The sequence below is a fragment of the Bradyrhizobium sp. UNPF46 genome (genome assembly GCF_006658625.1).
Classification (GTDB): Bacteria; Pseudomonadota; Alphaproteobacteria; order Rhizobiales; family Xanthobacteraceae; genus Bradyrhizobium; species Bradyrhizobium nitroreducens.
Map to the genome: position 1 here is coordinate 1 of NZ_LFJB01000129.1, position 11639 is coordinate 11639.

10 protein-coding genes and 1 pseudogene are annotated in these 11639 nt (G+C 65.4%); 1 reads left to right on the top strand and 10 read right to left on the bottom strand.

Annotated elements, in window-relative coordinates; translation table 11 throughout:
* The 10 genes and pseudogenes from UNPF46_RS36700 to sdhC form a co-directional block, all read right to left on the bottom strand.
* Window positions 1-287, bottom strand: a pseudogene (locus UNPF46_RS36700) (OmpA family protein); the annotation flags it as partial.
* A gap of 167 nt (window positions 288-454) precedes the next feature.
* The gene (locus UNPF46_RS36705; RefSeq protein ID WP_181770277.1) at window positions 455-697 is read right to left on the bottom strand and encodes a hypothetical protein; all 243 of its coding nucleotides are present in this window, start codon (window positions 695-697) and stop codon (window positions 455-457) included.
* Between the two features lie 83 nt (window positions 698-780).
* The gene (locus UNPF46_RS36710; protein ID WP_142253281.1) at window positions 781-1167 is read right to left on the bottom strand and encodes a VOC family protein; all 387 of its coding nucleotides are present in this window, start codon (window positions 1165-1167) and stop codon (window positions 781-783) included.
* Between the two features lie 24 nt (window positions 1168-1191).
* Window positions 1192-2016, bottom strand: a complete 825-nt coding sequence (locus UNPF46_RS36715; protein WP_181770278.1) for an FkbM family methyltransferase — start codon at window positions 2014-2016, stop codon at window positions 1192-1194.
* 231 nt (window positions 2017-2247) lie between these two features.
* On the bottom strand, window positions 2248-4200 hold the full coding sequence (locus UNPF46_RS36720) for an ABC transporter ATP-binding protein/permease (RefSeq protein ID WP_142253283.1): 1953 nt from the start codon (window positions 4198-4200) through the stop codon (window positions 2248-2250).
* A 53-nt stretch (window positions 4201-4253) separates the two neighbouring features.
* Window positions 4254-6422, bottom strand: a complete 2169-nt coding sequence (locus tag UNPF46_RS36725) for a hybrid sensor histidine kinase/response regulator family protein (protein ID WP_142253284.1) — start codon at window positions 6420-6422, stop codon at window positions 4254-4256.
* 189 nt (window positions 6423-6611) lie between these two features.
* Window positions 6612-7394: a succinate dehydrogenase iron-sulfur subunit gene (locus UNPF46_RS36730; protein ID WP_100176934.1), complete on the bottom strand. Its 783-nt coding sequence runs from the start codon at window positions 7392-7394 to the stop codon at window positions 6612-6614.
* A 103-nt stretch (window positions 7395-7497) separates the two neighbouring features.
* Window positions 7498-9333: a succinate dehydrogenase flavoprotein subunit gene (sdhA, locus tag UNPF46_RS36735; protein WP_100176935.1), complete on the bottom strand. Its 1836-nt coding sequence runs from the start codon at window positions 9331-9333 to the stop codon at window positions 7498-7500.
* 3 nt (window positions 9334-9336) lie between these two features.
* The gene (gene sdhD / locus UNPF46_RS36740; RefSeq protein ID WP_100176936.1) at window positions 9337-9741 is read right to left on the bottom strand and encodes a succinate dehydrogenase, hydrophobic membrane anchor protein; all 405 of its coding nucleotides are present in this window, start codon (window positions 9739-9741) and stop codon (window positions 9337-9339) included.
* Complete coding sequence (sdhC, locus tag UNPF46_RS36745; RefSeq protein ID WP_097660601.1) at window positions 9738-10136, bottom strand: succinate dehydrogenase, cytochrome b556 subunit; 399 nt, start codon at window positions 10134-10136, stop codon at window positions 9738-9740. The genes sdhD and sdhC overlap by 4 nt, the downstream gene beginning before the upstream one ends.
* A 521-nt stretch (window positions 10137-10657) precedes the next feature.
* Here sdhC and UNPF46_RS36750 point away from each other — a divergent pair.
* Window positions 10658-11518, top strand: coding sequence for a sulfite exporter TauE/SafE family protein (locus tag UNPF46_RS36750; protein WP_142253285.1), 861 nt, complete (start codon window positions 10658-10660; stop codon window positions 11516-11518).
* Window positions 11519-11639 lie beyond the last annotated feature (121 nt).

Below are 11639 nucleotides of genomic sequence, written 5' to 3' on the forward strand. Positions count from 1 at the left end.
GGCGGCGCGGCTGGGCGCGGCGGTGCGGCCGCGGGCGGCGGCGCTGCGGGCGGATGGGGAGGTGCAGCCGCGGGCGGCGGTGCAGCCGGGCGAGCGGGTGCCGCAGGCGGCGCGGCCGCTGGCGGTCCCTTCGGCGGCTGCTTCGGTTTTCCGTCAGGGCCCGTGTCTTGCGGCTGGGCCTGCGCGACCACGAGCGGCGCGGCGCCTTGCGCATGCGATGCGGTGTTGGCCAATTGCATCGCGGTGAGAGCCGTGGTCGCAAGCAGCACGAAACGAAGGTTGGTCATGGCGGTGAACTTCCCCGGAAGGTTCTTTGACGAAGTGATGTGATGAACGGCTACGCGTTAGGCCGCATTGTGGCAGGCGAAGCAGTCGCGGCCCGATTTATTTCTTCACGCAAATCGACTCACTATGATGACGTTCATTGCGCATTCAGACGTCGGTTGCAATCGCCTCATATGTGATTGCGCGGCGGCATTGCGTCCGTCGCGGGATTGGGCGTGAGCGGACCATTCGGCCCGCGCGGCGGAATCTCTTCAGGTGCGCGGCCCGGCAACTCGTCGGGTCGCGGAGATTCGCCGGGCTCGCGCACCGGCGGCGTGATTTCGGGCTGCGGATTGCCGGGCGGAATTCCCGGCGGCGGCTCGGTCGGAGTGCCCGGTGTCGACGGCGGAATCTCGGGCGGTTCGATCGGCATCGGCATCATCGAGATCGTTGTCCAGAGAACGATAACGACGTTGCCGTGCCGATGTTCCGCCTCGCTTCGTTTCGAAGCGTGCTCTATTCGGGCAGATGACAGACAGCCTCGATGTTGTGGCCGTCAGGATCGAGCACGAACGCGCCATAGTAATTCGCGTGATAATGCGGGCGGAGACCGGGAGGTCCGTTGTCGCGTCCACCGGCCGCGATCGCAGCCTCGTAGAAGGCATCCACGGTGGCGCGGTCCTTGGCGGCGATCGCGATGTGCACCGGCTTGTTCATCGCGCCTTCGCCGCCGAACCAGAGATCCGGCTTGCCGTCGGCGCCGAAACCCGCGGCCGCAGCATGACCGGTCTGCTCCGCCGTGACCTCCATGATCAGGCCGTAGCCGAGCGGAGCCAGCGCCTTCGCATAAAACGCCTTTGCGCGCTCGTAGTCGGAGACCGAGAAACCCAGATGGTCGATCATCACAACCTCCCTTGCTTGTCCCTGTCAGCGCGACAGGAATGTGTTGCTTCGTGTCTTGCGCGCGACCTTGAAGCCGCGTGCGACCATGTCGGCAATACAATCCTGCTGCCACTCGTTTTGTGACAGATGCTCGATCACCACCGCGCGCGGCCACAGCGATTGCGGCGCGTCGCGGAAGAAGCCGATCAGAACGCGGTCCTCAAAACCCTCGACGTCGATCTTGAGCGAATCGACCTCGGTGACGCCGGCCTCGTCCAGAATCCTTGTCAGCCGCAGCGACGGCACCTTGATGGCCTCGGCGCTGGCCGTGCCGGTGACGACATGCGTGGCGCCGAGATTACCGCCACCGCTCTCGATCATCAGCTCGCCGTCGTTGTCGCCGGCCGCAGCTTGCACCAGGCGCACTTGCGCCGTCTTCGATGCGGCATGGTTGAAGGACAGTCGTCCAAACGTCAGCGGATGCGGCTCGATTGCGACCACTTTGCCTGTGGCGCCGACCTGCTGCGCCATCACCAGTGCAAAGGTGCCGACATTGGCGCCGACGTCGACGAAGGTGCCGCCCGAACGGGTGTGCTGGCGCAGGAAGTCGAGCTCGTCGAGATTATAGTTGGGATTTAACAGCGCGCCGCGTTCGGTCGCGCTGCCCTGGTGATAGAGGCGGAACGAGGCGCCCTGATATTTCACGTCGACTGGGCCGCCGCCCAGCAGATTGACCAGCCGCGACAGCCACGGACGGAATGCACCGCGTTTCAGCCCCGATTGCTGTGCGAGGCGAATGATCGCAGCCTGCGCCGCATTCGGCGCAAACGCGCCGAATGGCGCGGACGAAGAGGTATTGTCAGTCGTCAAGCAGCGGATCCTCGTTGCAAGCGGCGCATGCATAGCCGGTTTTGGTGGGGACTCCAACGCCGGATAACCGGTGTCGTCCCGGGGCGCGAAGCGAACCCGGGATCCATAACCCCAGGGAGAAGTGTGACGCGAGACGCCCACTCCGAGTCGTCGTCAAACATCTCCCTGTGGGTATGGATCCCGGATCTGCGCTCCGCTTCGCTACGCTTGTCCGGGACGACGGAGAAAACCTCACGCCGCCTTCTTCGGTGCCTTGCGCTGCCGCAAAAATCGCCCGAGCAGCCTGCGCTTGCCCTTGCGCGGGATCAGGTCGATGTCGCTGACGAGCTTGGCGCCGCCCTTGCGGCGCTCAAGCACGATCTTGCGGCTGTGGAAGGCCTCGAGCTCGGCGCGATGCGCGACGCTGACGATGGTCGCCTTCGGTAATTCGTCGGTGACCATCCGCATCATCTTGTCCTGGCTTTTCTCGTCGAGCGCCGAGGTGGCCTCGTCCAGCACGACGATGTCGGGGTTGTGCAGCAACAGCCGCGCGAAGGCGAGGCGCTGCTTCTCGCCGCCGGATAACGTCTGGTCCCAGGGACCTTCCTCCTCGATCTTCTGCTTGAGATGGTCGAGGCCGACCTTGTGCAGGGCCTCGCCGATCTCCTCGATGGTCCAGTCCTCCTCGGCGCCGGGATAGGCGACGGCGCGGCGCAGCGAGCCTGATGGCACGTAGGGCCGCTGCGGCAGCATGAACAGCCGCCGGTCCGGATGGAAATTGACGCTGCCGCCGCCCCATGGCCAGAGCCCTGCGATGGCGCGCACCAGCGTGCTCTTGCCGGTGCCGGATTCGCCGGCAACCAGCAGCCGCTCGCCGGGCTCGATCGCGACCTCGGTCTCGCCGACCACGGCGGTGCCGTCGTCGAGCGTGACGGAGAGATCGTTGAGCTCCAGCATCGTCTCGTTGCGGGTCTCGCCGCGCTTGATGCGGCCGAGACCGTCGCCCTGCTCGGCGCGCTCGAGGCCGTCGAGCGACATCATCAACGAGGCGATGCGGCGGGCGCACGCATTCCAGTCGGCGAGCCGCGGATAATTGTCGACCAGCCAGCCGAACGCGCTTTGCACGATGGTGAAGGCGGAGGCCGCCTGCATCACCTGTCCCAGCGTCATGGAGCCGTCGAGGAATTTTGGCGCGCAGAGCAGGAGAGGGACCACGGGCGCAACGAGGCTCGATCCCTGCGACACCAGCGTGGTGCGCATGTGCTGGCCGGCGAGCCGCGCCCACTGCCTGAGCACGTTGGTGAAGTTGCGATCGATGCCCTCGCGCTCTTCCTCCTCGCCGCCGAGCAGGGCGATGCTCTCGCCGTTTTCGCGCAAGCGCGTTAGCGTGTAGCGGAAATCGGCCTCGGCCTGGTTCTTGTCCTCGGAGACCTGCACGAATTGCCGGCCGATCACCAGGATCGAGCCCGAGGCGATTGCGGCGTAAAGCATCGCGGCGATCACGAGGAATCCCGGGATGGTGATGGTCGAGCCACCGAGCGTGACGGTGAGCGCACCGCCGATGGTCCAGAGCACGACGATGAAGGTCGCGGCCGACAGCAATGCCGAGGTGACGCCGGCGAGAAAATCGACTGGCGAGTCGGTCGCGATGCGCAAATCCTCGGCGATCCGGTATTCCGGATTCTTGTGGTCGCCCTCGACGAGATTGAGCTGGTAATAGCGCCCGTTCTTCAGCCAGCGCGTCAGCACGCTCGCCGTCAGCCAGGCCCGCCAGCGCCGCTGGATGCCCATCCGCGCGAACACCTGCACGACGCCGAGCACGATGCTGCCGATCGCGAGCGGAAAGAACATCGCAGTCAGATGAAACACGCTTGCCGCGTCGCGCTTCTCGATCGCGTCGAAGATCGCTCTGTTCCAGACATTGATGCCGTACTGGAAGCCGACGGTGAGGATGATCAGCAGGCCGAGACCGATTGAGAACGGCCAGGCAAGGCGATCGCCGCTACGTCCCCAGAAGCCGCGTGCGCTGATCCAGAACCGCGTCAGCAGATAGTCCTTGCGGGCCTGCTCGGCCTCCTCGGGCGAGAGTTCCGGGTCGGGCTCGAGCAGCTCCGGGGGCGGCGGTGCGACCTCATCGCCATTCTCACCCTTGATCCCAATGATGGGCGGTTTGTCCTGTTCGCGCTTTGCGGCCGGCTTGTTCATGCGCGGACAACGCGAGAGAAATCAACCGGTTCCCTCGGGTTCCCGCAACGGCCCTATTCGGCGGCGCCGTTCTGGACGCGCCGGGTCCGGCCGGCGCGATGCAGAACACGCGACAATTCCTCGATGGAATAGGGCTTTTGCACCAGGTCGAAGCCGGCCGCGCCATCTTGCGACAGCGCCTGGCTATAGCCCGTCGTCAGCACGACCGGCACGTCGATGTCGCGGTCGCGGATGGCCTGCGCCAGATCGAGCCCGGTCATGCCAGGCATCACCACGTCGGAGAACACGACGTCGAAGCGATCGGCGTCCATGACGAGCTCGGCGAGGGCATCGGTCGCATTGTCGACCAGCGTGATGCTGTAACCGAGCTCGGTGAGACCATCGGCGGCGAAATTGGCCAGCTCGATATTGTCCTCGACCAGCAGCACCGAGATGCCGCTGCCGGCCACCGCCGGCGCCGTGTTGGGCGCCTGCCGCTGCGGCAGCAGGTCCGGCGGCACGCGCGGCAGGTAGAGCGAGAAGGTGCTGCCGTGCCCCAGCTCGCTCGTGACCGTCACCTCGCCGCCGGATTGCCGGGCGAAGCCGAACACCTGAGACAGGCCGAGGCCGGTGCCGTGGCCGACCTGCTTGGTGGTGAAGAACGGCTCGAAGATGAGCCCCAATCGGGCAGCGGGAATGCCGATGCCGGTGTCGCTGACGGTCACGCTGACGAAGCCGTGGCTTGCCGAGATCTGGCTTGCCGAAGTCTGGCTACTCGAGGTGTCGGCCAGCGTATCGGGAACGGTCGTCGCGGGCTCGACCTTGAAACTGATTCTACCTTTGCCCTGCATGGCATCGCGCGCATTGGTCGCCATGTTGATCAGCGCCGTCTCGAACTGGCCGGCATCGGCACGGACGAGGCAGGGCTCCGTGGGCAGACGCATGGCGATCTCGATGGCCGGCCCCAGCAGGGGCGCAAGCATGTCGTGCAGCGCCTGCATCCGTTCGCCGACGTCGAACACCTCCGGCTTCAGGGGCTGACGCCGCGCAAAGGCGAGCAGCTGCGAGGTCAGCTTGGCCGCGCGGGCCACCGCGTCCGCGATCGCGGTAATGTAGCGCTGGCGCCGCTCCTCCGTCAGTTGCGGCCGGTTCAAGAGGTCGACGGAGGCACGGATCACCGTCAGCAGATTGTTGAAATCGTGCGCGACGCCGCCGGTGAGCTGTCCGAGCGCCTCCAGGCGCTGGCTGTGCTTGAGCGCCTCCTCGGCCTCGCGCCGTTTTGCGGCTTCGGCCTGGAGGTGCTGGGTGCGCCGGAACGCCAGCGCCAGCAGCAGGAACAGCAGCGCGGTGGCAGGGATGCCGAACACCAGATGCTGGCCCATGGTGGCCAGCCAGCGCGCGCGGATCGCCGAGGTCTCGAGCCCGGCGCTGACATAGATCGGGTATTCGGCGATGCGCCGGTAGCCGATGCGGCGCTCGATCCCGTCCGATGGCCAGGCGACGGTGATGAGCCCGCGCTCGGGGCGCGCCGCGATTTCCCGGCCGACCGGTCCGGTCGGATCGAGCCTGAGGTCGCGGTCGAGGCGCGGGAAATGCGTGAGCATCGCGCCGTCGGTGCGGCCCATCGCGAAGAAGCTGCCGGGATCTGATCCGATCCTGGCGTAGAAGCTCTCGAAATATTCGGGGAGGACCGAGGCCTGGATCACGCCGATGAAGCGGCCGTCGTCGGAGTCGCGACGGCGGCTGACCCCGAAGAAGCGGGCGCCCTGATAGGGCGGACGGGGCGTCAGCGCCGTGCCGATGAAGGTGCCGATGGCCTGGTCGACATGGGCATAGAAATAGTCGCGGTCTGCAAAGCTCAGCTCCGGCGGCGGCGAGACGAGGCTGTTGACCAGCGCTTTCCCGTCAGCGTCGAAGATCCAGGCCGATTTGAGCTGCGGCAGCGAATCGCTCAGCCGCTTCAGGCGGCGGTGCAGCGCCGGCTCGCGCGCGCGGATGGTGTCGTCGGACAGGCCGCGGGCCACCTCGTTGAGCTCGGCGAGGCTGCGATCGATGGTCTCGAACACCTTGAGCGCATGCTCATGCACGACGTCGAGCGTGCGCCCGATCTCCCGGTCGGCGACCTCCCTGGTCGAGGTGTAGGAGATCGTGGCGGTGATCACGAACAGCGCAACCGGCAGCGCCAGGGATGCCGCCATCATCCACTGCAACAGCTTCAGCGAGTTGCGTTGCGCCCTCTGCACAGTCGCTCCGTCCCTGAACGGAGCTTAACTGAATCTCGCGAAGGGAAGGAAGTAGCTTGTGCGGGAACCGTTGGTTGTAGACCGAAAGTTTGCGCGCGCAGCGGGTCGGAGAAAATTCTCCTCGAATTGACCGCGATTGCGGAATGTCCCGGCCAGTCCGGCCGGGACGGAAAGCGCAAATTTCGTGCTTTAGATCTGGCGCTCGACCATCTTGAGCTTGAGCTCGGCGATGGCTTCCGCGGGGTTCAGCCCCTTCGGACAGGCCTTGGCGCAGTTCATGATGGTGTGGCAGCGATAGAGCCGGAACGGGTCCTCGAGATTGTCGAGCCGCTCGCCAGTCGCTTCATCCCGCGAATCCGAGACCCAGCGGTTGGCCTGGAGCAGCGCGGCGGGGCCGAGATAGCGGTCGCTGTTCCACCAATAGCTCGGGCACGAGGTCGAGCAGCAGGCGCACAGGATGCATTCGTAGAGGCCGTCGAGCTTCTCGCGGTCTTCGTGGGTCTGGCGCCATTCCTTCTGCGGCGTCGGCGAGGTCGTCTTCAGCCACGGCTCGACGGAGGCGTATTGCGCGTAGAAATTGGTGAGATCAGGGACGAGGTCCTTCACCACCGGCTGGTGCGGCAGCGGATTGACCTTCACCGCGCCGTCCTTCACGTCGTGCATCGAGCGGGTGCATGCCAGCGTGTTCTGGCCGTCGATGTTCATGGCGCAGGAGCCGCAGACGCCTTCGCGGCAGGAGCGGCGGAAGGTCAGCGACGGGTCGATGTGGTTCTTGATCCAGATCAGGCCGTCCAGCACCATCGGGCCGCAATCATTGGTGTCGACGTAATAGGTGTCGACGCTCGGATTCTTGCCGTCGTCCGGGTTCCAGCGATAGACCTTGAACTCGCGAACCTCGGTCGCGCCCGCGGGCTTCGGCCAGGTCTTGCCGCCTGATATCTTGGAGTTCTTGGGAAGTGCGAATTCAACCATTGCTCTAACCTTTCGTCATCCCGGGGCATGCGAAGCGTGAACCCGGGATCTCGAGATTCCGGGTTCGCCCTTCGGGCGCCCCGGAATGACGGCTACTGTTCGATCAGTACACGCGCGCTTTCGGCGGGATGTACTGCACGTCGTTGGTCATGGTGTAGTCGTGAACCGGGCGGTACTCGATCTTGACCTTGCCGGCATCGTCCAGCCAGGCCAGCGTGTGCTTCATCCAGTTCTTGTCGTCGCGCTCGGAGAAGTCCTCGCGGGCATGGGCGCCGCGGCTCTCGGTGCGGTTGGCGGCCGAGTTCATCGTCACCACCGCCTGCGAGATCAGGTTGTCGAATTCGAGCGTCTCGACGAGATCCGAATTCCACACCAGGGAACGGTCGGACACGGCGATGTCGGTGATGCCGCTGTGGACCTTGGCGATCAGGTTCTGGCCTTCGCTCAGGACTTCACCGGTGCGGAACACCGCGCAATTGGTCTGCATCACGTTCTGCATGCCTTCGCGCAGTTTCGCGGTCGGCGTGCCGCCGGAGGCGTAGCGGTAATGGTCGAGCCGGCCGAGCGCGAGGTCGGCCGAGTTGGCCGGCAGCTCCGGCTGCTTGGCGTTCGGCGTCAGCTTCTCGGCGAGGCGAAGCGCGGCGGCGCGGCCGAACACCACGAGGTCGATCAGCGAGTTGGAGCCGAGGCGGTTGGCGCCGTGCACCGAGACGCAGGCGGCTTCGCCGATCGCCATCAGGCCCGGAATGATCGCGTTGTCGTCGCCGTCCTTCTTGGTCAGCACCTCGCCGTGATAGTTCGTGGGGATGCCGCCCATGTTGTAGTGCACGGTCGGCACGATCGGAATCGGCTCGCGCGTCACGTCGACATTGGCGAAGATCTTTGCGGATTCGGAGATGCCCGGCAGGCGTTCGGCGAGCACCGCGGGATCGAGATGGTCGAGATGAAGGAAGATGTGGTCCTTCTTCTTGCCGACGCCGCGTCCCTCGCGGATCTCGATGGTCATCGCGCGCGAGACGACGTCGCGCGAAGCGAGGTCCTTGGCGGATGGCGCGTAGCGCTCCATGAAGCGCTCGCCCTCGGAGTTGACGAGATAGCCGCCTTCGCCGCGGGCGCCCTCGGTGACGAGGCAGCCCGAGCCGTAGATGCCGGTCGGGTGGAACTGGACGAACTCCATGTCCTGCATCGGCAGACCGGCGCGCAGCACCATGCCGCCGCCATCGCCGGTGCAGGTGTGCGCCGAGGTGCAGGAGGCGTAGGCGCGGCCGTAGCCGCCGGTGGCGAGGATCACGGTCTGGGCGCGGAAGCGGTGCAGCGTGCCGTCGTCGAGCTTGAGCGCGATGACGCCGCGGCAGGTGCCCTGGTCGTCCATGATCAGATCGATGGCGAAGAACTCGATGAAGAACTCGGCCGCGTGACGCAGCGATTGGCCGTACATGGTATGCAGCATGGCGTGACCGGTGCGGTCGGCGGCGGCGCAGGTGCGCTGCGCCTGGCCCTTGCCGTACTCCATGGTCATGCCGCCGAACGGACGCTGGTAGATCTTGCCGTCCTCGGTGCGCGAGAACGGCACGCCCCAATGCTCGAGCTCGTAGACCGCGTCGGGTGCGTTGCGCACCATGTATTCGATCGCGTCCTGGTCGCCGAGCCAGTCCGACCCCTTCACGGTGTCGTACATGTGCCAGCGCCAGTCGTCCTTGTGCATGTTGCCGAGCGAAGCCGAGATGCCGCCCTGCGCCGCGACCGTGTGCGAGCGGGTCGGGAACACTTTCGTGATGCAGGCCGTGCGCAGGCCCGCTTCGCTGCAGCCGACCACGGCGCGCAGGCCAGCGCCGCCGGCGCCGACCACGACGACGTCGTAGGTGTGGTCTTCGATCGGATAGGCTTTGCCGTTGGTGGCGGGAGCGCCGTTGCCCGAGCCATTCGTTGTGGTGGCCATGGGTTACACTCCGGAGGAAAGTTTCAGGATCGCGTAGGTCGAGGCGAGCGCCACGGCGACCGAGAAGAAGTTGTTGAGCATGACCGAGACGAGCTTCAGCTTCTCGTTATGGACGTAGTCCTCGATCACCACCTGCATGCCGATCTTCATGTGCCAGGCGCTGGCGAAGATGAACAGCAGCAGGATCACCGCGACGGGAATCGAGCTGAGGATCTGCGCTGCGCCGACCTGGTTGCGGCCGAGCAGCATCATGATGATCACCAGGACCGGGATCATCAGCAGCGTCATGGCGACGCCGGTGATGCGCTGGCGCCAGAAATCGGACGTGCCCGAATGCGCGGCGCCGAGATTGCGGACGCGGCCGAGCGGGGTGCGCATGCTGCGCTTGGGCGTATCGGTCGCGCTCATCGTCCGCCTCCGATCGCATAGGCGATGATCCAGATCAGCACCGTCAGTGCGATGCCGCCGATCAGCGCGCCCCAGGTCAGCGCTTCGCGCTCATTGGCCTTGAAGCCGTAGCCGAGGTCCCAGACGAAATGCCGGATGCCGCTCAGCATGTGGTGCATCAGCGCCCAGGTGTAGCCGAACACGATCAGGCGGCCGATGATGCTGCCGGCAAAGGCCTGGACGTGGGCATAGGCGGCCGGGCCGGAGGCCGCCGCAACCAGCCACCAGACCAGCAGCAGCGTTCCGACGTAAAGGGCGATGCCGGTGGCGCGATGGACGATGGACAGCGCCATCGTCAGCGTCCAGCGGTAGACTTGCATGTGTGGTGAAAGCGGTCGTTCGATCCGTGCGGTCATGGGCTTTGATGTTGTGTGGCGGCCCAGCAGAGGGCGCGCGGGGATCGCGAAAGGTCGGCTCTATTTACGGAGTCGATTTGCCCTGCGCAATCTCCAAATTGCCATAAATCGAACCGGCGTTCAGCTCTAGACCCTTGATGAAACAAGGCCAATCAGGGTCTTGGTATACCAGAGCGGCTGTATGCCGAGTAAAAACAGAACAGCTATTCATCTCTTGTGGCAACGGCCCGGGCGCGTTGAAATCACTATTGGAACGGCTCTAACCCGCTCCGAGCCGTCGGGCGTTCGAACCAGTCAGTTCACACCGCCGAGGGCCGACCGGCCGGCCGACCCGACACGAGCGATTTCCGTCATGCGCACTCATTTTTCGCATCGCGGGCGGATATGCGCAGCCTGCATTCCACCCAAGACCGGCGACGCGGCGGTCGACCGTGCAAATCAGATCGCCTACAGCTTGGCACGCAGCCATTTCCGGGCGCTCGTTTCGGTCACGCTGCGACCAGTCGCCGGGCAGGTCAGGGGTGATCGCAGGTCTTGATATCAAGGACGTCGTCGAGCTCGCGCTGTTGCTGATCGCAACCGGCGCGCTCTCCGGATTCCTGGCCGGCGTGTTCGGCATCGGCGGCGGCGCGATTCTCGTGCCGGTGTTCTACGAATGTTTCCGCATCGCCGGCGTGCCGCTCGAGGTGCGGATGCCGCTCTGCGTCGGCACCTCGCTCGCAGTGATCATCCCGACCTCGATCCGTTCGTTCCAGGCGCATTACAAGCGCGGTGCCGTCGACTTGGGCGTCCTGCGCGCCTGGTGGCTGCCGATCGTGATCGGCGTCGTCGCCGGCAGCGTGGTCGCGCGCTACGCACCGGAGCGGCTGTTCAAGATCGTGTTCGTCTGCGTCGCCTGGTCGGCAGCCGTGCGGCTGATCTTCGCGCGCGAGACCTGGAAGCTCGGCGACGATCTGCCGAAGGGACCGTTGATGCGGATTTACGGCTTCTGCGTCGGCATCCTGTCGACGCTGATGGGCATCGGCGGCGGCCTGTTCTCGAACCTGCTGATGACCTTCTATGGCCGTCCGATCCATCAAGCGGTCGCGACGTCATCGGCGCTTGCCGTGCTGATCTCGATCCCCGGCGCGATCGGCTACATCTATGCCGGCTGGCCCGCCGCGGCGACCTATCCGTCTGTCGCCGCGCTGCAAGTTCCGTTCACGCTCGGCTACGTCTCGCTGATCGGCGCCGTGCTGGTGATGCCGATGAGCCTCGTCACGGCACCGCTCGGCGTCAAAGCCGCGCATGCAATGTCGAAGCGAACGCTGGAAGTCGCGTTCGGCTGCTATCTCTTCATCGTCGGCAGCAGGTTCGTGCTGAGCCTGGTGGGCGGGCAGTGAGCGGCTCGAGGCAAAGCGCAGGCCATATGCGCGGTGTCATTGCCCGCGAAGTGTTTAGACCGGAGACATAGCTGACGCCTGTTCGGACACATCACTGACAGATTGGCCATTGGTCAAGTCG

Excerpts from the sequence above, each read along its gene's own strand:
- UNPF46_RS36705 (WP_181770277.1), bottom strand. The coding sequence starts at position 697 with ATGCCGATCGAACCGCCCGAGATTCCGCCGTCGACACCGGGCACTCCG.
- UNPF46_RS36710 (WP_142253281.1), bottom strand. The coding sequence starts at position 1,167 with ATGATCGACCATCTGGGTTTCTCGGTCTCCGACTACGAGCGCGCAAAG.
- UNPF46_RS36720 (WP_142253283.1), bottom strand. The coding sequence starts at position 4,200 with ATGAACAAGCCGGCCGCAAAGCGCGAACAGGACAAACCGCCCATCATT.
- UNPF46_RS36730 (WP_100176934.1), bottom strand. The coding sequence starts at position 7,394 with ATGGTTGAATTCGCACTTCCCAAGAACTCCAAGATATCAGGCGGCAAG.
- sdhA (WP_100176935.1), bottom strand. The coding sequence starts at position 9,333 with ATGGCCACCACAACGAATGGCTCGGGCAACGGCGCTCCCGCCACCAAC.
- sdhD (WP_100176936.1), bottom strand. The coding sequence starts at position 9,741 with ATGAGCGCGACCGATACGCCCAAGCGCAGCATGCGCACCCCGCTCGGC.
- sdhC (WP_097660601.1), bottom strand. The coding sequence starts at position 10,136 with ATGACCGCACGGATCGAACGACCGCTTTCACCACACATGCAAGTCTAC.